The organism is Pseudofrankia asymbiotica (assembly GCF_001983105.1).
Classification (GTDB): Bacteria; Actinomycetota; Actinomycetes; order Frankiales; family Frankiaceae; genus Pseudofrankia; species Pseudofrankia asymbiotica.
On record NZ_MOMC01000045.1, the window covers coordinates 90,764 to 113,540 of the forward strand.

General features: G+C 72.9%; 18 protein-coding genes and 2 pseudogenes. 7 read left to right on the forward strand and 13 right to left on the reverse strand.

Annotated elements, in window-relative coordinates; genetic code table 11:
* Positions 1-26: 26 nt before the first annotated feature.
* The 5 genes from BL253_RS22245 to BL253_RS22265 are packed head-to-tail and all read right to left on the reverse strand — an operon-like array spanning position 27 to position 5,857.
* Positions 27-938: an ABC transporter permease gene (locus BL253_RS22245; RefSeq protein ID WP_076819058.1), complete on the reverse strand. Its 912-nt coding sequence runs from the start codon at positions 936-938 to the stop codon at positions 27-29.
* A gap of 2 nt (positions 939-940) precedes the next feature.
* Complete coding sequence (locus tag BL253_RS22250; protein WP_158230396.1) at positions 941-2,041, reverse strand: ABC transporter permease; 1,101 nt, start codon at positions 2,039-2,041, stop codon at positions 941-943.
* Positions 2,038-3,324 carry an acyl-CoA dehydrogenase family protein gene (locus BL253_RS22255; protein WP_076819059.1) on the reverse strand — a complete coding sequence of 429 codons (1,287 nt, stop codon included), beginning with the start codon at positions 3,322-3,324 and terminating at the stop codon, positions 2,038-2,040. The genes BL253_RS22250 and BL253_RS22255 overlap by 4 nt, the downstream gene beginning before the upstream one ends.
* Positions 3,321-4,826, reverse strand: a complete 1,506-nt coding sequence (locus tag BL253_RS22260; RefSeq protein WP_081438561.1) for an ATP-binding cassette domain-containing protein — start codon at positions 4,824-4,826, stop codon at positions 3,321-3,323. Before BL253_RS22260 ends, BL253_RS22255 begins: the two co-directional genes overlap by 4 nt.
* A complete protein-coding gene (locus BL253_RS22265) occupies positions 4,823-5,857 on the reverse strand; it encodes a BMP family lipoprotein (protein ID WP_076819060.1) in 1,035 nt (344 codons plus the stop codon). Before BL253_RS22265 ends, BL253_RS22260 begins: the two co-directional genes overlap by 4 nt.
* Before the next feature lie 88 nt (positions 5,858-5,945).
* On the opposite strand from BL253_RS22265, the gene BL253_RS22270 reads away from it, so the two are divergent.
* The 3 genes from BL253_RS22270 to BL253_RS22280 are packed head-to-tail and all read left to right on the forward strand — an operon-like array spanning position 5,946 to position 9,492.
* Positions 5,946-7,112: an LLM class flavin-dependent oxidoreductase gene (locus BL253_RS22270; protein WP_096336059.1), complete on the forward strand. Its 1,167-nt coding sequence runs from the start codon at positions 5,946-5,948 to the stop codon at positions 7,110-7,112.
* Positions 7,109-8,218 (forward strand): LLM class flavin-dependent oxidoreductase, encoded by a 1,110-nt coding sequence (locus BL253_RS22275; protein WP_076819061.1) that lies wholly within the window; start codon positions 7,109-7,111, stop codon positions 8,216-8,218. The genes BL253_RS22270 and BL253_RS22275 overlap by 4 nt, the downstream gene beginning before the upstream one ends.
* Positions 8,215-9,492, forward strand: a complete 1,278-nt coding sequence (locus BL253_RS22280; protein ID WP_241835011.1) for an SfnB family sulfur acquisition oxidoreductase — start codon at positions 8,215-8,217, stop codon at positions 9,490-9,492. The genes BL253_RS22275 and BL253_RS22280 overlap by 4 nt, the downstream gene beginning before the upstream one ends.
* Positions 9,493-9,552: 60 nt before the next feature.
* Here BL253_RS22280 and BL253_RS22285 read toward each other — a convergent pair whose 3' ends face one another.
* A complete protein-coding gene (locus BL253_RS22285; RefSeq protein ID WP_076819062.1) occupies positions 9,553-10,734 on the reverse strand; it encodes a sulfotransferase family protein in 1,182 nt (393 codons plus the stop codon).
* A gap of 462 nt (positions 10,735-11,196) precedes the next feature.
* Here BL253_RS22285 and BL253_RS42385 point away from each other — a divergent pair, with 462 nt between their 5' ends.
* Together BL253_RS42385 and BL253_RS22290 are read left to right on the forward strand one after the other, a co-directional pair.
* Positions 11,197-11,346 (forward strand): hypothetical protein, encoded by a 150-nt coding sequence (locus BL253_RS42385; protein ID WP_158230397.1) that lies wholly within the window; start codon positions 11,197-11,199, stop codon positions 11,344-11,346.
* 457 nt (positions 11,347-11,803) lie between these two features.
* Complete coding sequence (locus BL253_RS22290; protein WP_076819063.1) at positions 11,804-12,340, forward strand: hypothetical protein; 537 nt, start codon at positions 11,804-11,806, stop codon at positions 12,338-12,340.
* 1,080 nt (positions 12,341-13,420) lie between these two features.
* Here BL253_RS22290 and BL253_RS22295 read toward each other — a convergent pair.
* Together BL253_RS22295 and BL253_RS22300 are read right to left on the reverse strand one after the other, a co-directional pair.
* Positions 13,421-13,819: a hypothetical protein gene (locus BL253_RS22295; RefSeq protein WP_131831543.1), complete on the reverse strand. Its 399-nt coding sequence runs from the start codon at positions 13,817-13,819 to the stop codon at positions 13,421-13,423.
* Positions 13,820-14,143: 324 nt separating this feature from the next.
* The gene (locus BL253_RS22300; protein WP_198946356.1) at positions 14,144-14,602 is read right to left on the reverse strand and encodes a DUF3237 domain-containing protein; all 459 of its coding nucleotides are present in this window, start codon (positions 14,600-14,602) and stop codon (positions 14,144-14,146) included.
* Positions 14,603-14,920: 318 nt separating this feature from the next.
* Here BL253_RS22300 and BL253_RS22305 point away from each other — a divergent pair, with 318 nt between their 5' ends.
* The gene (locus BL253_RS22305) at positions 14,921-15,625 is read left to right on the forward strand and encodes a hypothetical protein (protein WP_131831544.1); all 705 of its coding nucleotides are present in this window, start codon (positions 14,921-14,923) and stop codon (positions 15,623-15,625) included.
* Positions 15,626-15,658: 33 nt separating this feature from the next.
* Here the strand turns inward: BL253_RS22305 and BL253_RS45870 are convergent, their stop codons facing one another.
* Complete coding sequence (locus tag BL253_RS45870) at positions 15,659-16,039, reverse strand: TetR/AcrR family transcriptional regulator C-terminal domain-containing protein (RefSeq protein ID WP_338013735.1); 381 nt, start codon at positions 16,037-16,039, stop codon at positions 15,659-15,661.
* On the opposite strand from BL253_RS45870, the gene BL253_RS43935 reads away from it, so the two are divergent.
* Positions 15,933-17,060 (forward strand): MFS transporter, encoded by a 1,128-nt coding sequence (locus tag BL253_RS43935; protein WP_338013736.1) that lies wholly within the window; start codon positions 15,933-15,935, stop codon positions 17,058-17,060. The genes BL253_RS45870 and BL253_RS43935 overlap by 107 nt on opposite strands.
* Before the next feature lie 547 nt (positions 17,061-17,607).
* On the opposite strand, the gene BL253_RS45875 is transcribed toward BL253_RS43935, so the two are convergent.
* The 4 genes and pseudogenes from BL253_RS45875 to BL253_RS22330 all read right to left on the reverse strand — a co-directional run bounded on the left by BL253_RS45875 (position 17,608) and on the right by BL253_RS22330 (position 22,662).
* On the reverse strand, positions 17,608-19,518 hold the full coding sequence (locus tag BL253_RS45875) for a SpoIIE family protein phosphatase (protein ID WP_274535237.1): 1,911 nt from the start codon (positions 19,516-19,518) through the stop codon (positions 17,608-17,610).
* Between the two features lie 180 nt (positions 19,519-19,698).
* A pseudogene (locus tag BL253_RS45880) lies at positions 19,699-19,953 on the reverse strand (hypothetical protein); the annotation flags it as partial.
* Positions 19,842-21,197 (reverse strand): annotated as a pseudogene (locus tag BL253_RS45885) (sensor histidine kinase); the annotation flags it as partial. The pseudogenes BL253_RS45880 and BL253_RS45885, both read right to left, overlap by 112 nt.
* A gap of 469 nt (positions 21,198-21,666) precedes the next feature.
* A complete protein-coding gene (locus BL253_RS22330; protein WP_076819069.1) occupies positions 21,667-22,662 on the reverse strand; it encodes an aldo/keto reductase in 996 nt (331 codons plus the stop codon).
* Between the last annotated feature and the right edge of the window lie 115 nt (positions 22,663-22,777).

Here is a 22,777-nt window from a genome sequence, read left to right on the forward strand (position 1 = left end):
GCCCCTGGCCCCGGCAGGCGGACGGGCTAGGCGTCCTCCGGGAGCGCCTGGCCCAGCGCCCGCGGGCCGCGGCCGCCGCGCGCGACGACGACGAGCACGGCGAGCGTCACGAGGTAGGGGAGTGCGGTCAGCACCTCGACCGGTACGGCCATCGCGGCGCCGGACTGGATCGCGACCGAGTCGAACAGCGCGAACACGCCGGCGCCGGCGAGCGCGCCCCAGGGGGACCAACGTCCGATGATGACCGCGGCCAGCGCGACGTAGCCGCGCCCCGCGGTGACGTTGGCGTCGAACGAGCCGAGGTAGCCGACGGTGATGACCGCTCCGCCGAGGGCCGCCAGCGCGCCGCCGAGCGCGAGCGCCGCCGTCCGCGTCGCCCGCACCGGCACGCCGCGCAGCGCCGCGCGGGCCGGGTCGTCGCCCGCGGCGCGCAGCGCGAGCCCCGCCCCGGTGCGCCGCAGCGACCAGGCCAGCGCGACGGCCAGGACCACGGCCGCGTAGCTGAAGACCGACTGCTCGAAGAGCGCCGGCCCGACGAAGGGGATGTCGCGCAGGCCGGGCACGTGCACCGTGGGCGCGAGCGGGATGTTCGGCGCCTCGGTGCCGGTGGGCCGCCACAGCTCGTACAGGTAGGTCGCCGCGCCGGTGGCGGCGAGGGTGATGGACAGCCCGACGACCAGCTGGTTGGCGCGGCCCCAGAGGGTCGCCAGCGCCGTCACCAGGCCGAGGAACACGCCGACTCCGAGCGCCAGCGCGACGCCGGCGCCCCAACCGGCCTCGGAGGCGCCGTAGGCACCGGCGAGCGCCCCCGCCAGCATCGTGCCCTCGATGCCGAGGTTGATCGTGCCGGACCGCTCGACGACGGCCTCCCCGAGCGCCGCGAGCGCGACCGGGGTCGCCAGCCGCACGGCCCCGGCGAGGATCAGCTCCGCGTCCATCGCTACGCCACCCCCCTGCGGCGACGGCGGGCCTCGAAGCCGATCGCCACGAAGAACAGCAGCAGGCCCTGGATCACCGTCGCGAGGGAGGCCGGCACGCCGGTGTCGATCTGCAGGCCGTCCGCGCCCGCGCTCAGCGCGCCGAACACGAGCGCCGCGACGAGGATCCCCGCCGGCCGCAGGCCGCCGAGCAGCGCGACAAGCACACCGCTGAACCCGAGGCCGCCACTGACGCTCGGGTAGAGCGTGCCGTCCACACCCGCGACCTTGAGCCAGCCGGCGAACCCGGCCGCGGCGCCGGCGACGACCATCGCCCCGGCGACCGCCCGGCCGCGGCGCACCCCGACCCGCGCGGCGAGCGCCGGGTTGGCGCCGAGCACCTCGTAGGCCAGCCCCCGCGGGGTGCGCATCCACCAGGCCAGCGCGGCGGCGGCCAGCGGCGCGGCCAGGACGCCCCAGTGCAGCCGGGTGCCGGTCAGCAGGTTGGGCAGCATCGCGGGGGCGGGCAGCGGATCGCTCTGCAAGGTGGAGTCGCCGGTCGAGGTGCCGAGCCAGGTCCGCAGCGAGTAGTTCAGCAGCGCGAGCGCCACGTAGTTCAGCAGCAGCGTGGAGAGGATCTCGTTGACCCGGGCGCGCACGCGCAGCAGCGCCGGCAGGACCGCCCAGGCGCCCCCGGCGAGTGCGCCGGCCACCGCGGCCGTGGGCAGGAGCAGGACGGCGGGGGCGCCGCCACCGAGCCCGACAGCCGTCGCCGTCGCGGCCAGCGCGCCGACCGCGAGCTGGCCCTCCGCCCCGATGGTGAAGACGCCGGCGCGCAGCGCCGGCGTCACCCCCAGCGCGATGAGCGCGAGCGGCAGTGCGCGTACCAGCGTCTCGCCGAGGCCGTATCGCGAGCCGAACGCGCCGGTGAGAAGCGCGTCGTAGCCGTCGAGCGGGTCGCTGCCCGCGACGCTCAGCAGCACGCCACCGAGCACGAGCGCGGCCAGCAGCGCCGCGGCGACCGCGCCGCCCGAGCGCAGCGAGCGTACGGAGGCCAGCGAGCGCACGGAGGCCAGCGAGCGAAGGGCGGGCACGGACGGCAGCCGCGGGGGCGCGAGCCTCACTGGTACAGCCCAGGCTCGGGTTCCCAGCCCTCGAGCACGTGGCGGCCGATCTCGACGTGCTTCCACGCGACCGGGTCGTGCAGCGAGAGCGTGCGCGCGTTGCGCCAGAACCGGTCGAAGCCGAGCTCGCGCTTCGCGGACCGGGTGCCCATCAGCGCGAAGATCTCCGAGGTCGCGCGCAGCGCCGCGCGGCTGGCCGTGGCCTTGGCCGCGTAGATCGGCACGGCCAGCTGCGTGCGGTCGATCTCGCCGGCCTCGAAGGCGTCGAGCAGGTCGCCGGTGGCGATGACGGCGGTGTAGGCGGCGACGAGGTCGGCCGTCAGCTCGCCGGTGAGCGCCCGCACCGTGGGGTCGCCGGAGGCGCGCTCCGTGTCGGCCGACGGCCACGGCCGGCTGCGGTCGCGGACGAACGGCGCGGCGGCGCGCAGCGCGGCGACGCCGAGGCCGACCAGCTCGGCGGCGAAGCCGGCCTGGAAGCGCGGCCCGGAGTGCGGCATGAGCCCGGTGGCGAGCAGGCCGCCGAGCGGCGGCTCGACCTCGACGGCGGTGAAGGTGATGGTCCCCGACTCGGTGGCGCGCTGGCCGAGCGCGTCCCAGTCGTAGGCGACGCGCACACCCGGCGCGCCGGGCGGCACGAGGAAGGTCCTGATGCCCGCGATCGGGTCCTCGGCTCCGGCGACCGGGTCGAACGCGGCCACGGCGATCAGGTCCGCGCCGGCGGCGCCGGTGGTGTAGATCTTGGTGCCGTCGAGGACGTAGGAGCCGTCGTCGCGGCGGCGCGCGAGCGTCGTCATCGGGCTGTCGACGCGCCGGCCGTTCTCCGCGGCGGCGAGCCCGACCACCTTGCGCTCGGTGGCGAGCAGCTCGCCCAGCCGCGTCCGCAGCGCCGGGCCCGCGGTGACGTGCAGCTCGCGGACGCAGTCCTCGTGGACGCGGAAGATCTGCGCGACCGAGCTGTCGGCGACGGCCATCCGTACCTGTGCCTCCAGCGTCAGCCGGTGYGACGCGGCGATCCCGCCGAGATCGCGCGGCAGCGAGGCGAAGGTGATGCCCGTCGGCTTGAGGGCGGCGATCGACGAGGCCGGGTAGCGCCCCCGGGCGTCGTGCTCGGCGGCGGCCGGCTCGACGCGCTCGTCGAGCGCGACCTGCAGGCGGTCGAGGACGCCGCGCTCCTCGTCGCCCAGGCGCGGCGGCGGGAACGCCCGGTCGAGCAGGCCGCGCGCGGCACCGCCGGACGGGGTGCCGCCGGACGGGGTGCCGCCGGACGGGGTGGAGGTGCTCATACGTCGGACTCCGCGGTGGGATGGCCGGCCATGGCGCGCCCGAGACGGGCGGCGTCCGGCCGGTCGTCGGTGGTGAAGGTGTCGGTGATCCGGCCAGCGCTGAGGACCAGCACGCGGTCGGCGATCGTCAGGATCTCGTCGAGGTCGGTCGAGAGGACCACGACCGCGGCGCCGCCCGCGGCCGCCGCGCGCAGGTCGTCGCGGATCGCGGTCGCGGCGCGCAGGTCGAGCCCCTGCGTCGGGCCGTGCGCGACGACGACGCCCGGTGTGCCGCTGAGCTCACGCCCGACGAGCAGCTTCTGCTGGTTGCCGCCGGAGAGTGTGCCGGCGGGCAGGGCCGGGTCGCGCGGCCGCACGTCGAAGCGTTCGAAGAGCTCGCGGGCCCTGGCCCGCTCGGCCCGCCGGTCGCGGATGCCGGTCCAGCGGCGGCGCAGCGACCGGTCGCGCAGGGTGGCCAGCAGGATCGCGTTGTCGCTGCCGGGCAGCCCCGGGACGATGCCGTCGGCCCGGCGCTCGGGGATGTACGCGACGCCGGCGGCCACGGCGGCCCGGGGGTCGCCGGTGATCGGCACGCCGTCGACGGCGACCGTCCCGCGCTCGGGCGCGCGCAGGCCCGCGAGGACCTCCGCGAGGACGTGCTGGCCGCTGCCGGCGATGCCCGCGACGCCGACGATCTCGCCGGCCCGCGCGGCGAGGTGGACGCCGCGCAGCGGGCCGGCGTCCACGCCGTCGGCGACGAGCCGCTCCGCCCCCGGCGCGGCGCGGGTGACCTCGGCGGGGGAGGGGACCTCGCCCACCATGTGGGTGGCGAGCGTGTCGGCGTCGAACTCGTCCACGCGCCCATGGTGCACGCGGCGCCCGCCGCGCAGGACCGTCACGCGGTCCGCGGCGCCGAGCGCCTCGCCCACCCGGTGGGTGACGAGGACGACCGCGCCGCCGCCGGCCGCGACGGCACGCAGCGCGCCGACGAGCCGCTCCACCTCGGCGGGCCCGAGGCTCGACGTCGGCTCGTCGACGATCAGCACGCGCGCGCCGAGCGCGAGCGCGAGGCCGAGCTCGCCCAGCTGCTGCTCGGGCAGGCTGAGCCGCTCGGTCGGGACGTCCGCCGGCGGCGCGGCGCCGAGCCGCGCCGCGGCGTCGGCGAGCCTGGCCCGCGCCGCGCCCGCCGAGAAGCGGCCCAGCCCCCGTCCGAGGCCCCGACCGATCCCCTGGCCGATCCCCTGGCCGAGCGCGACGTGCTCGGCCAGGGTGAGCGCCCCGACCAGGGACAGGGTCTGCGGCACGAGGGCGACCGACGCGGCGCGGCGCACCTCGCCCGCGTCGGGCGCCGTGGCGCCGGCGAGGATCCGCGCGAGCGTCGACTTGCCCGCGCCGTTCTCGCCGACGACGGCGTGCACCTCGCCGGCGAGCACGTCGAAACTGACGCCTTCGAGCGCCACGGTCCGCCCGTAGCGCTTCACGACGGCGTCGGCGGCGACCAGGACCTCGCCGGCGGCACTCACGAGAAGCTCGGCAGCTTCAGCTCGCCCGACGACAGCTTCGCGGAGAGCTCGTCCACCTTGGCCTGCAGGTCCGCGGGGACGCCGGCCGACGCGGCGGTGTTCACCGGGTCGATGCCGATCTGCTTGTTGGCCAGGGTGCCGGTCTCGAACCGCTTGCCGAACGTGCCCGCCTTCAGCCGGTCGAGGTAGCCGGCGTAGACCGAGGTGAAGTCGAGGTTCGGCGACGTGATGTTCACCTGCCTGGCCGCCGCGCTGCCGGCGACGGCGGCCCCGACGGTCGGGACGCCCGCCTGCTGGGCCGCCGGCGCCACCCCGTTGCCCTCGGCCGTGTTGGCGGCGACGAGCTGCGCGCCCTTGGCGACCAGGCCGCGGACGGCCTCCTGCTCCTTCTGCGCCGAGTAGAACTCGCCGGTGAACGTCGACGCGGTGGTCGCCGACGGGTTGGTCGACGCGAGCCCGGCGACGAAGCCCTTCAGGCCGGCCTGCACGAACGGGATGTCGGGCCCGCTGACGATCCCGACGTTGGTGACGTCCTTGACGGTGCCGGCGACGAAGCCGGCCACGTAGCCGAACTGGCCGAAGTCGTAGGTCCAGCCCTCGACGTTGGGCAGCAGCTTCGGCTCCAGGGTGGCGTCACCGGTCGTGGCGAAGTGCACGTCGGGGAACTGCGCCGCGACCTTGAGCACCGAGGCCGACAGGTCGATGCCGTGCCCGATGATCAGGTCGAACCTGCGGCTGGCGAACTGGCGCAGTACCGGCTCGGCCGCGTTGGGGTCGCTGAGCTGCTGGCGGACCTGCAGCGTGATCCTGCCGTCCGACTGCAGCTTCTGCAGGGCCTGCGCGGCCCACTGGTTGAAGCCGCCGTCGTTCGTGAGGCCGCTGGTGAGCAACGCGACACTGAGCGGCTTGGCGCCGCCGGCCGTGGCGGCGGTCGCGGATCCGTCCTCGTCGCTCGAGCCGCACGCCACGACGGCGATCATGGCGACGGGCAGGAGGATGGCGGCAATCAGGCCGCGCAGGGATCGGGGCACTGGGGTTCGTCCTCTGGTCGTGGGCACGGCGCTCGGGCCGCGCGCGATGAATCCATACCTTAACCAGCGGTTTTGTAGAGTTTGGCGCGTGACTCCGCCCGCGACCCGATCCTCACCCACGTCCGGACCCGCATCCGGCACCGAGGTGCTCTGGTACCTCACCGCTCCCGACGGCCGCGYACCGTGGTCACCGGGCGGCGTGCGCGACGTGGACCTCGCCTACCTCAAGCAGCTCTCGGGCGCGATCGACGGCCTCGGCTACGACGGCGCCCTGCTGGCCACCGGCCCGCACGACGTCCACATCCTGGCCGCGGCCCTCGCCACGCACACCGAGCRCATGCGCTTCCTGCTGGCCGTCCACCCGCCGCTGCTGTCGCCGATGCTGGCCGCGAAGATGGCCGTCACGCTCGACCAGTTCACCCGCGGGCGCGTCCTGCTGAACATCGTCAACGGCGACGCGGCGACGCTCGCCTCGATGGGCTCGGCGCTGGCTCACGACGACCGCTACCGCTACACGGACGAGTGGATCCCGGCGTGGCGGGCCGCCGTCGCGGGCGAGGTCGTCAACGTCGAGGGCGACTTCATCACCGTGCGCAACGGGAAGATCGCGTTGCCGTCCGTGCAGAAGCCGACGCCGCCGCTGTGGTTCGGTGGCGCGTCGCCGGCCGCGGTCGAGGTCGCCGCCCGCCACATCGACACCTACCTCGTCTACGGCGACACCCCGGCCAACACGGCCGACCGGATCGGCTGGGTCGCGACGCGCGCCGCCGAGCTCGGGCGGACCCTGCGCTACGGCATCCGGCTGTACGTCGTCGTCCGCGACACCGACGACGAGGCGTGGGCCGAGGCCGGCCGCATCCTGCGGACCATGGACCCGGCCGTCGTCGCCTCCATCCAGCGGGCGTTCGCGGGCACCGACTCGCAGGTCCAGCAGCACCAGCTCGCGCTGCACGGCGGGCAGATCCCGGCCGACCCGCGGGCGCTGGAGTTCGACGAGGCGCTCTGGTCGGGCTTCGGCCTGGTGCGCCCCGGGGCCGCGACGGCGATCGTCGGCTCGCCCGAGACCGTGCTGCGCCGGCTGCGTGACTTCCAGGCCGTCGGCATCTCGACGTTCATCCTCTCCGGCGTCCCGCTGCTGGAGGAGGCCTACCGGTTCGGCGAGCTGGTGCTGCCGGCCCTGCGGGGGACCGCGGGCCTGCCGGGCGGCGACGCCGCGCTCGGCTACGGCACGCTCGTGGGGGAGGGGCGCCGATGAGCGGGCACGCACCGGCGGCCGGTGCGCGGCACCCGCTGCGTTTCGGAGTCTGGGCGCTGATCAGCGGTACCTGGGCCTCGCTGCACCACCCCGACGACCCGGTCGACGCCAGCTGGCGGCGCAACCGGCGCCAGATCCTCGAGGCCGAGGCGCTCGGCTACGACACGACGCTGGTCGCCCAGCACACGATCAACCCGTGGAGCGACGAGCTCGACGGTCTCGAGGCGTGGACCGCCTCCGCCGCGCTCGCCGAGGCGACGGAACGCATCGAGATCATCACGGCGATCAAGCCGTTCCTGTACCACCCGGTCGTGCTGGCCAAGCAGGCGCTGCAGATCGAGGAGATCAGCCAGGGCCGGTTCGCCATCAACCTGGTCAACGCCTGGTACAAGCCCGAGATCGAGAAGGCCGGGCTGCCGTTCCTGGAGCACGACGAGCGCTACGCCTACGGCCGCGAGTGGCTGACGGTCGCGCGCTCGCTCCTCGAGGGCCGGCGCACGACGTTCCACGGCCGGCACTTCGACGTCGACGGTTACCTGCTGCGCCCGGAGGACCGGTTCCGGGACCGCCCGCGCGTCTACCTCGGCGGCGAGTCCGAGCCGGCGCGCGCGCTGGGCGCGAGCCACGCGGACCTGTTCTTCATCAACGGCCAGCCGATCGAGCGGGTGCGTGCCATCGTCGCCGACGTCGCCGGGCGTGCGCGAGCGGGCCAGCCGCCGCTGCGTTTCGGGCTGTCGGCGTTCGTGATCGCGCGCGAGACCGAGGCCGAGGCGCGCGACGCGCTCGCGTTCGCCTGGGAGATCGCGGCCAGGGACGAGCCGAAGGTGGCCGAGATGCTCAGACACATCGACACCAGGGCGGTGATGTTCCAGACCCACGCGCAGTTCCCCGCGATCGGCACCAACGGCGGGACCGCGGCCGGTCTCGTCGGCACCTACGACCAGGTCGCCGAGCGGATCCGCGACTTCCACGCCGAGGGGATCGAGACGTTCATGCTGCAGTTCCAGCCGTTCGAGCCGGAGATGCGGCGGTTCGCCGAGCACGTCATCCCCCGGGTCCGCCGCCTGGCCCCGCACGCCGGCGGGACGCCGGCGGTGGCGTCATGACCAAGACCGGGGCCGAGACCAACACCGGGGCCGAGACCGGGACCGGGGCAGAGCACGGCCGGGCGGCGGGCACGGTGGCCGGTGGAGCGCACGTCGTCGGCTCCGACGCCGAGGCCCTGGAGATCGCGGACGCGTTCGCGGCGGCGCTGCGCGACGGCGCGGCCGAGCGTGACCGGCAGGCGCGGGTGCCGGTCGAGGAGCTCGCGGCGCTGGGCCGCGGCGGGCTGCTGGGGCTGACGGTGCCGGCGCGTCTCGGCGGCGCGGACGTGTCGACCGTGACCCTCGTCGAGGTCTTCCGGCGGCTCGCGGCCGCCGACCCGTCGGTGGCCCAGGTGCCGCAGAACCACTACGTGTTCGTCTCCGTCCTGCGCCACGACGGCACCGAGGAGCAGCAGCGGCGCCTGCTGGGCGACGTGCTGGCGGGCGCGCGGTTCGGCAACGCCCTCTCCGAGCGCGGCACGAAGCATGTCATGGACATGAGGACCCGGCTGCTCCCGGCGGCCGACGGGACGCTGCGCCTCAACGGCACCAAGTACTACTGCACGGGCGCGCTGACGGCGACGTGGATCCCGGTCTTCGCCCTCGACGCCCAGGACCGGCTGGTGGTCGCGTACGTCCCGCGCGGCGCGGACGGCGTGGACGTGCTGCAGGACTGGACCGCCTTCGGGCAGCGGGCGACGATGAGCGGGACGACGCGCCTCACCGACGTGGTCGTCGCGCCGGAGAACGTCGTGGCGCACTGGCGGGCGTTCGAGCGGCCGCAGGTGTCCGGCGCGTTCGGCCAGATCCTGCACGCGGCCATCGACGTCGGCATCGCGGGCGCGGCACTCGCCGACGGCGCGCGGTTCGTGCGCGAGAAGGCCCGGCCGTGGTTCGAGGCCGCGCAGGAGCGCGCGGCCGACGAGCCGCACGTGCTCCTGCGCTTCGGCCAGCTCGGCGCCAAGGTCCACGCGGCCGAGGCGCTCCTGCGCCGGGCGGCGGAGACGCTCGACGCGGCGGTCGCCTCCGGGCCGCGGCCGAGCGCCGAGGCCGCGGGCGCGGCGTCACTGGCGGTGGCGGAGGCGAAGGCGTTCGGCGGCGACGTCGCGGTGGAGGTCGCCAGCGAGATCTTCGGCCTGATGGGCGCCTCGGCGTCCGACGCCGCGCATGACCTCGACCGCCACTGGCGTAACGCCCGCACGCACACCCTGCACGACCCGGCGCGCTGGAAGTACGTCCACAACGGCAACCACATCATCAACGGCGTGCTGCCACCGAACCACGGCCTGGTCTGACCGGGACGCGGCCCGCGGGTGCGGAGTCCCCGAGGTGAGACGACCACGTCATCTACAGGGCTACACGTCCTCCTCGGGGACGTTGAAGTACTTGGTGTACCTGGCCGTGCGGGCGCGGACCTCGGCGAGGTCCAGCCCGGTGTCGGCGAAGTCGTAGCTGTGCCCGCTCGTGTCCCGCTTGTTGCCCCGGATGAAGTCCGCCATCCGGGCCTCGCTCTGGGGGTTCAGCTCGAAGCCGAACCGGTCGTAGATCGCCCGCACCGCCGCCATCGGGTCGGCCATGAGATCGGCGAACTGGATGTCGATGACCTGGTCGGCAGGCACGGTCCCGTCGAGCCGGGCATCGAGGGAGCGCTCCACCCCGTCGAGGAGAAATTCGGCGAACAGCGCCGCGGTCTCCTCCCGGTCGACCTGATCGGAGTGCAGGCTGCGCAGCGCGGCGGACAGGCTGGTGTTCGAGGCGACCAGCCTCGCCACGTCGCGGTGGGTCTGCACGAGCAGGGCGTTCGGGTACTGCGCCATCAGCTGCGGCAGCGTCCAGATGTGCGACGGCCATTTGATCAGCCACCGCTCACTGTGGTGCTCGCTCTGCAGCACCTCGAGAAAACGACGGTGCCAGACGTACGCACCCGCGATATGGCCGTCCCTGACGGCGTCGTGCAGCCACCAGTGCATGTAGCCGGGCACGTGGTACTGGTAGGGGAAGATCGTGCTGATGAACGCGGTGCCCATGATGCGGCCGCATTCCTGCGCGAGCCGTCCGCCGAGCTGGTGGATCGTGCGGAAGCCCGGGATGAGCGCATCGGTGGCGCCGTAGAGCTCGTCGGCCTCGGCGATGCGCGGGTCGGTCTCGTAGGTCTCGGTCCGCGGCGGCGGCACCGGCTGCTCGACCTCCCAGGTCATCGGCGCCCGATGGGCACGGTCCTGGGCGAGGGTGTCATGCAGCAGCGTGGTGCCGGTGCGGGCCTGTCCTATAATGATCACTGGCGGTGCGATGTCGCGATCCCGGATCCGCGGGTTGGCGCGGTGGTAGTCCACGATCCGCAGCCGGCGGCTGAGGTACGCGCCCATCTCGAGCCCGAGGGCCAGGTGCCCCAGCTCGTTGAACCGCGCCCCGGGAAGATCGTCGATCAGTCGGGCAAGCCCGTCCCGCCACCCGTCCCCACCGAAGAGCTCGTCGTCGCCGAAGTCGGACAGCCCGGTGCTGTCCACCGCCGTCGCCAGTAGATCGTCTGCGCGCATGCCTCAACCTCTCGCCGTGGGACGACCCACATGGCAAGGGGCCTATGAGGCGAAAAATAACAAAGGCCGCATCGACGAGCACGGGCGGGTCGACCCAGTCCGGACGACTCGACAGCCAGCGACCCCGCAGCGTGCGGCCCCGATGCGATCGCCTGGGGCTCACTTTCGCGTGGCGCATCGGGTCCGGTGTCATATTTCGACGTTCCCTGTCGACATTGTTGCTTGATTCGCGAGATCATGGTTTTCGACTGGGGCTGCGTCGGATCGGCCTGGCAGGCCTGGCCAGGCTGGCTGTGTTGGCCGGGTTGGTCGGGTTGGCTGTGCTGGCCGGGTTGGTCGGGTTGGCTGTGCTGGCCGGGTTGGCTGTGCTGGCCGGGTTGGCTGTGCTGTGCGTGGCCGGTCTGCGCACACGGGCCGATGTGGCCAGCGCGGCCAGACCGGCCGATGTGGTCGGTGCCACCGGTGCGGCTGGCTGGCATGCGCCGGGTCGAGCTGATCTCCGGCGGCCCGGTCGGTTCCGCCGACCCGCGGATGGGGCAGACGCACGTCGCCTTCGTGGCGGGTCGGCGAACCACCGCGACGGCCGCTCCGACGGCCGCATCTACCTCGTAGAGGGGCAACCCGCGCGTCGCCCTCCTGGAGGGAGAGAAGGTGTGGATCGAGGCCGGCCCCGGTGACTACCTCTACATCTACGCATCGCAGTGGGCGCCGCACCTGGAAGAGAGATCGTCACGCCGGGATCTGAGGGAGCCCGGGGTGCGATCCCCCCAGGCCACCCGACCGATCTTGAAACAGTCCCAAGCAACAAATCGAGGCCTTGACCAGGGTTGAGGGTGTCATTCCTGCACTCGTGCAGAGGTGGGCCGTGGTCGTGGGTCCGCCGCCGTGGCTGATTGGGGCGACGGGCAGGGCGAGCGTCGGGATGATGCGGGCGTGGATGACTGGCCGGACCAACCCCCGTCGCCGCGGCTTGTCGCCGTCTGGTGGGTGCTCGGCACTGTGCCGATGGAGCGGGTCCCGTTCTGGGCCGCGCGCTGGCTGATCGCCGGCTACGACGGCAAAGCCCTGGGTGACCTCGCTGGACTCAGCGGACGCGCCCCGTGCCGTCCACGACCTGCTCGGGGGCGCACTGGTCGACTGCGGCGTGGACAGGTCCGACCTCGACACCGCGAAGCCAGGCCGGGAACGCGCKGCCGCCATGACCGCCTTCACCGCCATCGCCGAACCACACGCCCAGGGACGCGTGACCGAACAATGGGTCCTCGGCGAGGTCTACAGGATGGTCGACCCCTACTTAGATGGGCCGGTCACCAACCCCCCATCGGGCCGGCTGTACCTCCTCGCCGACGAGTGGGAGTACCTGGGGACACCTACCGAGGATCAGATACGGGCGATTGTCCACCAGGCGTGTCGCGCGCAGCTCGACGCGGCCGTCAACAGCCCGACCCCGACCGCCCGACCAACCAGCACGACAGCACAGCACCAAGGAGTTGAACCGCCCGGGGGTGCTGGCAKCCGCGTGGTCAAAGATCACCGGCACGCTCGCTCGACCGGGCGGCCATTCGAGGCAAACCCGCAGGTCGTAGTCGTCTCCGCCAAGCCATAGGTGGAGGCCTTGCCCAAAATCGAGAGTGGTGTTGGGTGTGGCTGCGCAGACCAAGTGTTGATCTCTACCGCGCCAGGCCGCTTCTTCTCGATTGAAGAACACGGCGTTGACGGCGACGAGCCCGCCGGCAGCGGAGGCCACCAGGACAGTCGATGATCTGGTGGGATCTTCGGAGCTGGGACTCCGAAGATCCCACCAGATCATGAACGGCCCAGTGATCTGGTGGGATCTTGGGTGCGGCCTGGCGCGCTGCTCCGGTTCTCCCGCCAGACGATCAGACAGAGAATCGATTTTCCGCTCTCAGGCTGCGAACCCGCAGTTCGCAGTCGTCTGCGTGGAGCGACAAATGAAGTCTTTGACCACAGCCCAGGACGGCGACTCCACCAACCCCAACGAGGCCTCTTCACCTGGACCACCCCCTCCGGCCGCACCCACCACGCCGACAGCAATTCCAACGAGGAGGAGGCCCCTCTCCCGGAGGAAGACGGTCGGACCTGGACCATCAACTCCGCCAGCACCCCACACGGCACCCAGACCACCACCCAGAACCCGCTGGGAAGCCGGTCTACGGCCGGCGACCCCTGCCCGTTCTAGAACCCCAAGGACGCACGACCCCGGCACCCGGCCCACTGGCGCCACAGAGTGGAGCCCATCGGAAACGACCTCGCCGCCGCCACCCGGCGATGATCTCCGCCCCTCCGGCTGACGGCTCCTGGCTGGCTTTCCCTGATCGGCGCTCGTCCGGCAATGACAGTTAGAACGTGGACGGGCCGGCGGGTCTGTCGGAACGTGGACGGGCGGGCGGGTCTGTGGTTCTGGCGCCCGCCGGCCTGCGCACATCCCAATTCAATGGGGAGATCCCGGCTCCGCGAGCCTGGACCGCCGCTGCTTTCCGCGAAAGAGTACCGACGTGCTGGATCCGGGAGATGTCGAAACCTACGAGCGTGGGTTGCATCGATCCGGAATGGACGGCGGCTCCCGCCCCGTGACCGGCGGTGTTACGTCTGCTGGTCCATGGACGGCCGGCCGATCCCATGGGCGGACGGTGACGGCCCAACGCGTTCCGACGAAAATCGAAAATCAGGTGCAGGCCTTCTGGAGCGCGGTTCCCGCGGTGATCAGCGGGGTGTTGTCGGGCATCTGTGGGGTGGTGGAGGTGGAACTGGCGAGGCCCTCGACGAACGTGCCCAGACCGTCCATCGCCTCGGCGACCCGCAGGCCGGCGCTCTTCACGTCGCCGCTCGCGCCGTTGGCGGTGGTCCGGATCTCGGCCGCCTGGTCGTGGTAGGTCTTCGCCATCGCGGTCGGATCGCTGACCTGCGACATGCTGGTCGTGCTGAGATCCTGGATAGACTTCTGCATCGACGTGCAGGCAGCGGTGTTATCGCCGCCGCTCGAACAGGCCGCCGTCAGTCCGAAGAGTCCCGCGAGGGTTCCGACAGCGAATACCGTCGACAGGCGATGGGGCACCATGGGCATGCGACGTTTCCTTTTCTTTGCTTTGCGGAAGAATCTGCGCACACGGTACACCGCCCAAACCGGACCTCGTCGGCGGTGTCGCGCGCCGGTCGTGTGGCCAGTTCCGCGAAGAACCATCGATGACGTGGTATTCCTGTGATGCGGGATGCGACCACGGGTCCGTCCGAGGGCAATCGACGCGACAAGTATGGCAATTAGGCATGACGCGAGGCTGGACGGCTGGCGGGGCTGAGCCTCGCGGCCGTTTGGTGCACGGTGGGCGCCGTGCTGGGGGAGTGGGCCGCGATGACCGCTGCCCCTTCGACCGTCAGCTCAGTGCGACCGTCAGCTCAGTGCGAAGAAGCGGATGCAGACCATGCCGTCCTCACGGCGGGCCATGCCGATGAACACCGTGGAGGTCAGCCAGGTGTGCGCGGGGGCGTCCGTGCGGAACACCGGTGAGGTCCGGAAGTAGAAGTTGGCCTCGTTCAGCGGCTCGCCCGCCCGCAGCCGCTCCATCGCCTCGGGACCGACATACCCGATGCCCCGGTTGTGGACGTCGATGATTCCGCCGTCGTCCGCGCGCAGCAGGTAACGGGCATCCAGCGTCGTCTCCCCGCGCCGCGTGGCCGCCCAGTCCCCGCCATACGGGAGGACCTCACCGTTCAGCCGTGGGCCAGTGACCACACCGCCGGTGATGGGGATGAACCGCAGCTCCTCCGGCTCGCGGGTGACCTGTACCGGCTCGGCAATCCTGACCTGCGCCTCGAAGGCGAAGGCCAGCTCTGGCTCAAGTAACCGCACAGCGACAGCTCCTCTCATCACCGGACGATCGGCCAGGCGGCAGCCACGTCCGCGGCCACGTCCACGTCCACGTCCACGTCCGCCGTGCGCTCGCGCGCCTCATGCGCACTTTCTAGCCCAGCCTGGTCGCCTGACGTCGAGGAGAATGGCGAGGCCTCGCGGGCAACCTCTCCGCGCGACCTCGATCTGGGCAGGGGAGCCCACCGAAGTACCAGTGATCACAACCAGATTCGCGCCCTGGCTGGGATCGCCGGCCGCGGGACAGCCCGGCCGTGGGACGGGGTTTGTTGACGCTCGGCACCGGAAACGATCCGCACCGTGCCAGAGCCGTCCGTGCCCGCGACGCCCGCGATGCCACCCACGCCTTTGTTCTCGGCGCCTGCTCCACCCCTGACGGCGGGCACGGTGGTGCGTAGGTCGCCCGACGCCGACCGTTCCTGGCGCCGCCGGGTGCGGATCGGGGGCGCGATCCTGGTCGTCCTCGCTTTCCTGCAGGTCACCGCCGTAGCGCTGGGCGTTGTCAGGCCTGGGGTGCTCGTCGCCATTCCCGAATTGATGGCGATCGTCGCGCTTGCCTGGCGGACGCGGCGGAGGGAACGTCGCGAGGAGCTGGCCCTGCGGGACGGCGCGCTCGTGCACGGTGATCCGGCTGAGCCCCGGCTGGTGATTCCGGTCGGCGACATCCGCCAGCTCGCGCTCCTCAGGCTCGCCCAGCACGGGCGCGGCCCCGAGCCCGGCCTCCTCGTCGTCGAACGAGGCTCGGGCGCGACGCCAGGCTGGGTTCGAGCGGATGCCTGGGAGGAGGACAGGCTCGCGGATCTGCTCCGCCGTACCGGCGCTCCCGTGCGACGCCTCGAGGAACCGATGACATCCGCCAGTGCCGCGGTGCGCTTTTCTGGGCTGCGGCTGCCCCTGGCGGTCAGCGACCCGGGGTTGGCCATGGCCATTCGCAACAGCGTCGCCTTCGGCGTCATCTACATGTCCACCCAGCTGTCCGCCGCCGCGCTGGACGCGATCCTCTGACGATCTCGTTGGCCCAGCGGGTAGCCGTCCGTGTCAGGTGGCCGTCGGGGTCCGCGCGCCGAAGGCGTGCAGGAATGTGTCGACGGCCGTCCGCGCGATGGTCCGTTTCTCGTCGTCGGGGATGGCGCGGGTGCCGAACCGGCCCCGGGCCTCCAGTGAGCCGGTCAGCAGGGCGGCGAGCTGCTCGGCCGCTATGGCCGGATCCGCCGTCCGCAGCTGGCCGGCCAGGGCCAGGCGGGCCAGCCGGTCGGCCAGCGCCTCGGTGACCGGGCTCGCCTGGAACGTCGGCAGTCTGATCGTCTTCCGGGTGTTCCAGGGACTCGCCGCCGGCGTCCTCGACCCGCTGGTGCTGACGCTGCTGGCCCGTGCCGCCGGTCCTGGCCGGGCGGGGCGGGTCATGGGGTTGATGGGCATGGTGCTGTCGGCCGGTCCGGTGCTCGGCCTGATCCTCGGCGGGATCATCCTGGAGAGCTTCTCCTGGCGGTGGATGTTCCTCATCAACCTCCCCATCGGGGTGGTCGCGTTGCTCGGCGCCGTACGGGTGGTGCCGGCCGACCCGCCGCGCGCCCCGGGCAACGGCACCCGCCTCGACGTCGTCGGCGTCGGCCTGCTCGGCCCGGGATTCGCGGCCATGGTGCTGGCCCTCACGCAGGCCGCCGACCGTTCCGCCGTCGTGGCCTGGCAGGTGCTCGTCCCCGTCGCCCTCGCCGCCGCGCTGCTCGCCGGATATGGGCTGCACGCCCTGCGGGGAGCCGCCGCCCGGCGACGCACGCCGCCGCTGATCGACCTGCGGCTGTTCGGCAGCGCCGGGTTCTCCGCGAGCGTCGGCATCATGACCCTGGTCGGACTGTCGATGTTCGCGACGCTCTTCGTGCTGCCGCTGTACTACCAGCAGGAGCACGGGCGGGGCACGCTCGCGTCCGGGCTGCTGGTGGCGCCGTTCGCCCTGGCCGCCGTCATCGCCATGCCGCTGTCCGGCCGGCTCTCGGACCGGTTCGGAGCCCGGTCCCTCGTCCGGGGCGGCGCGGTCGTCGCCCTGCTCGCGGAGCTCGGGTTCACCCGGATCAGCGGGCAGACCAGCGAGGTGTGGCCGGCGCTCGCCGCGTTCGCCCTCGGCGCCGGCCTCAGCTTCGTCGGAGCGCCGACGATGGGATCGATGTACCGGACGCTGCCCGCCGCGGCGGTGCCGCAGGGCAGCTCGGTGCTCTACATCCTCAACCAGCTCGGCGCGGCGATCGGCGTCGCCGTCGTCACCCTCATCCTCACCACTGTCGGGAACGACGGCGCGGAGCCTGTGGCCGGCTTCCACGGGGTGTACTGGTTCGCGATGGCCGCGCTCGCGGTCGTCCTGGCCGCGAGCGTCCTCCTGCCGCGACGCGAGCCGAGCCCGGTCAGCGCGCCCACGCCCGCCGCCGCGACAGGAGAAAGCGGATGAGAACCATCGTGATAACCGGTGGGCGCCGACGGGATAGGGCGGGGCCTCGCCGCCGCGCTGCTCGGCCGCGGCGACCGGGTCGTGGTCGTGGGCCGTGACGCGGACAAGGGCCGGCCTTTCTCGACACCGCCCGGCGGGACGGGGCCGAAGGGAGGGCCTCGTTCATCCGGGCGGAGCTGAGCCTCGTCAGCGAGAACGAGAACGTCCTGGCGCGGCTGCGGGAGCGGTTCGACGCGCTGGACGTGCTGGTGCTCGGCGCGCGGCACTACCGTTCGGTGCGCCGGGAGACCGCGGAGGGGCTCGAGGAGAACTTCGCGCTGTTCTACCTGAGCAGGTTCGTCCTCAGCCATGGGCTTGTCGACCTGCTGGAGAAGGGCGCGAACCCGGTCATCGTGAACATCGCCGGACCGGGAGCGGACCTGTCCGTCGTTCGCTGGGATGACCTGGAACTGAGACGGGCCTACCAGCAGCCGCGGCCGCGCGTCGACCGTCGTCAGATCGTGTTCAGGGGCACGAAGCCGGTCTCGCCGCCGTTCCCCGGCCGCGGTCAGGGCCGCGTGTCGGGGCTCTCGACGGTGGCCAGCTCGGTCAGCCCGCTGATCCGCAGGGCCGGCAGCAGGATCGGGTTGCAGATCAGGTGCAGGTGCTCGGCGTGGACGAACAGCGCGTTGATCGCGCCGCTGTCCAGGTAGTCCACGGCGGTGAGGTCGACGACGACCGGGGTGGCCTCTGCCGCCGCGGCGGACACCCACAGTCGGTCGGCGAGCGCGGCCGCGCGCAGCCGGATCACCCCGGCGGGGTGGTCACGGTGGCCGTGCTCGACCGCGTTGTTGCACGCCTCCCCGATGGCGATCAGCAGGTCGTTGATCTGCTGGGCGTTCAGGTCGCAGCGGCGCAGCCAGGCCCGCACGGTGTGCCGGACCGGGGCGAGCTCGCTGGCCGCGGCCACGAAGTCGACCTCCAGCGGGCCCGGCGGGCGATAGAGCAGCAGCGCCACGTCGTCCTCGTAGCCGCCCTCGGGGGTGAGGACGGCCATGAGGTGGCTCGCCAGCTCCTCCACCGGCAGGGCGCGGCCGTCGTGGACGGTGCCCGCGGCGCGGGCGATGCCCTCGTCGAGGGGGCGGCGGCGGCGTTCGACCAGTCCGTCGGTGTAGAGCAGCAGGGTCGCGCGCGGCGGGATGACGAGGCTGTCCTGGTCCCGGTGCTGGTCGAGGCGCAGCCCCAGGGGGATGCCGCGGCCGCCGTCGACGGTCGAGGTGGTGCCGTCGGCGCGCACGAGGATGGGCGGCGGATGCCCGGCGGTGCTGTACACCAGCTCGCCACTGGCCGGGTCGAGCATCGCGCAGAACACGGTGGTGCACTCGGCCCCCGGCAGCAGCGCGGCGAACCGGTCCAGGCCGGTCAGCGCCCGCGCGGGGCTCGCGTGTTCCAGCAGCAGCGCGCGGCAGGCACTGCGCAGCTGGCCCATCACCGCGGCCGCGTCCAGCCCGTGGCCCACGCAGTCGCCGACGACGATGCCGATGCGGTCCTCGGCCAGGGGCACGGTGTCGTACCAGTCGCCGCCGACCTGCAACGGGCGGATCGCCGGCTGGTAGCGCGCCGCGAACCCACCGGGCAGGCTCGCGGGCCCCAGGATGGCGTGCTGCAGGGCCACCGCGGCCTCGCGCTGCTGGTCGATCTCGTACACCCGCTGCACGCCCTGCCCCAGCCGGCCGGCCAGCACCGACAGCAGGGCGTGGTCCTCCGCGCCGGCGGGGCGCCGCTGACCGAGCTCGATCCACACCACCAGCACGCCGCCGGGATAGCCCACGGTGATCCCGGCGGATCCGGGCCGGTCGAGCTGGGGCGTCAGCAACGGCGCCTCGCGCAGCGCGGACAGGAGCTCTCGCAGCTCCGGTGCCAGCCCGGACCACTGGCTGTGCTCGCTGGTGTGGATCAGGTCCGGTTCCGGGCGGTGTCCGGCGGACGTGGCGGGAAACGCGGCGATGATCACCCGATTGGCCGACCAGGCGCGGCGCAGCTCGGTCACCGCGGCGGCCAGGGCATCGGGCACCGTGTCGGCCCGGGCCAACTGCTCGGCCAGCGCCGCCAGGGCGGTGTCGCGCTGGACGGTGAAGTGCTCGGCGGTGATGTCGCGGACCGTGCCCACGATCACGTACCGGCCGGCGCCGGGATCGTCGACCCGGTTGAAGGCGGCGCGCAGCCAGACCCGGTGCCCGTCCCGGTGGACCAGCGGGAGATCGGCCGCACCGCTGGCGCCCGCGACCATGCGGGCGAACTCCCGGTGGACCCGCTGGTAGGCGAGCGGGTCGGTGTCGGGGTCGGGCCACCAGGGCAGGGGCGGGCGGTAGGGAACCCCGTCGGGCCCGTAGCCGAGGATCCTGGCGAACGTGGCGTTGACCTCGATCACCGTGCCGTCGGCGTCGCTGAGGAAGAACCCCTCCTGCAGCGAGTCCACGAGAGCGGCGCAGCGCCTCCCGCACGAACGGCTCGGCGCTCGCCGGGTCGTCACCGCCGCCGAGGTCGTCACCGCCGCCGTGGCCCCGTCCACGGCGTCGGCCGGCAGGTGGGCGCGGCCGAAGGGCAGGCGGATCGTGAACGTGGTGCCCTGGTTCTCCGCCGAGGTGGCGGTGATGGTGCCGCCGTGCAGGCCGACCAGCTCCCTGACCAGAGCCAGCCCGATGCCGCTGCCCTCGCTGGAGCGGGACCGGGCGTGCTCGATGCGGTGAACCGCTCGAACAGCCGGGGCATCTCCGCCGCGGCGACGCCGACGCCGGTGTCGGCGACCGTCACCACCGCGTGGCCGTCCTCGGCGCGCACGCGGACGGCGACCGTRCCGTCGAAGGTGAACTTCACCGCGTTCGACAGCAGGTTGAAGATCATTTCCTCCCACATGCCGCGGTCGACGTAGACCGCCTCGGGCAGCATGGGGCAGTCCACGTCGAACCTCAGCCCGGCCCGTTCGACCGCCGACCGGAAGACGCTGGCCAGCTCCCCGGTCACCGCCGCCAGGTCGACCGGCTCGTAGCTGGCCCGCATCCGGCCGGCCTCGATCCGGGAGAAGTCCAGCAGGGCATTGACCAGCCGGCCGAGGCGCAGCCCGTTGCGGTGGATGACCTCCACCTCCTCCCGCACCGCGGGATCGGCGTCGGCCAGACGGGCCCGCAGCTCCTGCACCGGCCCGGTGATCAGGGTCAGCGGGGTGCGGAACTCGTGGCTGATGTTGGCGAAGAAGGCGGTCTTGGCGCGGTCCAGCTCGGCCAGCTCCTCGGCCCGCCGCTGCTGGGCCCGGTAGCTGCGGGCGCTGAGGACCCCGATGGCGACGTGCCTCGCGACAAGGTCGACGAAACCGCGGTAGCCCTCGTCCAGAGGGCGGTACCGGTTCAGCGCGGCCACGATGAACCCCACCGACGCGCCGCCGTGCCGCGGCAGCGGCACCACCAGCGCCCGCCTGGGCGGCCGCGGCCAGGCCCCGGACGGCAGCGCGCCCCAGGCCGAGCCGTCGGGCGCTGAGCCGCCGAGGTCGACGAGTACCGGCTCGCCCCGGGCCGCCGCCTCGGCCGGCCACACCCCGGTGCCGCCGGATGTCGGCAGGTGCCGCGGGGCGGCCGGGTGCCCGCTCGCGATCCCCGTCGCCGCCGCCAGCCGTGYCCCGCCGTCGTCGCCGTCGTCGAACAGGTAGGTCAGGGTGAACGGCAGGTCGCGCTGGTTGCGGCCCAGCTGGTCCGCGGTGAACTCCAGCATCTCCCGCTCGGTGCGCAGCACGCTGGGATCCGAGCCCAGATCCCGCAGCGTGGCCATGCGCCGCTCGCCGATGACGCGCCGGGTGTCCTCGATGACCACGCACAGCATCCCGACGACCGCGCCCTGGTCGTCGCGCAGCGGGCTGTAGGAGAAGGTGTGGTGGGTCTCCTCCGGATATCCCGAACGTTCCAGGAACAGCATCAGCGCTTCGTCCCAGGTCGCCTGGCCCGTGGCCAGCACCCGGTCGATGCGGGGGCTGATGTCGTCCCAGATCTCCTCCCACACCTCGCCGGCCGGGCGGCCCAGCGCCCACGGGTACTTCTGCCCCAGGGTGTCGCGGCGGTAGGCGGCGTTGCAGAAGAACGTCAGCCGCGGGCCCCACGCCATCCACATCGGGAAGCGCGACGACAACAGGATGCTCACCGCGGTCCGCAGGCTCTGCGGCCATCCGGACGGCTCACCGATCGGCGTCGCCGACCAGTCCACCGCCGCCAGGCCCCGGCCGACCTCCGCGTCGGCCGCGAACACCCCGGCCCCGGCCGCCGCCTCGGACGGGCGGGCCCCGTCGTCGGCTCCACTGCTCACGGGGCCGTCCGCTCGCCCTTACGGCCGAAAGCCTCTCCTGCCGACACGAGGGAAACGATGTCCTGACGCCACGCGTGACACCGACCCGCCTCTGGGCCAGCTCAGCCGGTACTCGATTCCGCCAGCGTGTGCCCGCCCGTGTCCCGCAACGTACCAGACAAGTGATTACCGCCCAGATCTGATGATCGACTCGCGAGCCGCCTGTTGACAGGTCGCTCGGGGCGCCGACGGCTGCCGTCGGCGCCCCTCGGGGGCGATGGTCGTGCCGGGCGCGCTCCTACCAGGCGAAGTGCTCGGGAGCTGTCCGGTAGCCGGGGAAGATCTCGTCAAGCCGGGCGAGCGCCTTCTCGTCCAGGCGCACGTCGAGCGCCCGGACGGCGTCGTCGAGCTGCTGGCGGGTGCGCGGGCCGACGATCGGGGCGGTGACGGCGGGCTGGTGCAGCAGCCAGGCGAGCGCGACGTCACCGGGCTCGTGGCCGAGCTCGGCGGCGAAGTCCTCGTAGGCCTCGATCTGCGCGCGCTTCGCGTTGAGGGTCTGCGCCGCCCGGCCTTCGAGGCGCCGCAGGCCTTCGCGCTCCTTGCGCAGCACGCCGCCGAGCAGCCCGCTCTGCAGCGGCGACCACGGCAGCAGGCCCAGGCCGTAGTGCTGGGCGGCCGGGAGGACCTCCAGCTCGATGTCGCGGGTGATCAGGTTGTAGATCGGCTGCTCGCTCGACAGGCCGACCAGCCCGTTGCGCGCGGCGGCGGCCTGCGCCTGGGCGATGTGCCAGCCGGCGAAGTTGCTGCTGCCGACGTAGAGGATCTTGCCGGCGGTGATGGCGACGTCGATGGCCTGCCAGATCTCGTCCCACGGCGTCGTGCGGTCGATGTGGTGGAACTGGTACAGGTCGATGTGGTCGGTCTGCAGGCGGGCCAGGCTCGCGTCCAGGGCGCGGCGGATGTTGAGGGCCGACAGCCTGCCCTCGTTGGGCCAGTCACCCATGCTGCCGTACACCTTGGTGGCCAGCACGGTGCGCTCGCGGCGCCCGCCGCCCTCGGCGAACCAGCGGCCGATGATCGCCTCGGTGGAGCCCACGCCCTCCCCGTGGCCGGAGACCCCGGCCGAGCGCAGCCCGTAGACGTTGGCGGTGTCGAAGAAGTTGATGYCGTACTCGTGCGCCGCGTCCATGATCGCGTGTGCGTCGACCTCGTTGGTCAACGGGCCGAAGTTCATCGTTCCCAGGCACAGGCGGGAGACGGACAGACCGGAACGGCCGAGCTGAGTGAACTGCATCCTGAGCGGAATCCTCTCTGAGGACGGGGGATCGGCCGACACCGCTGTCRGAGCGCCCCCGCATGGCACCTGACCAGTCTCCAACTTCGAGCACGCTCCAGGTCAAGCACGAAGC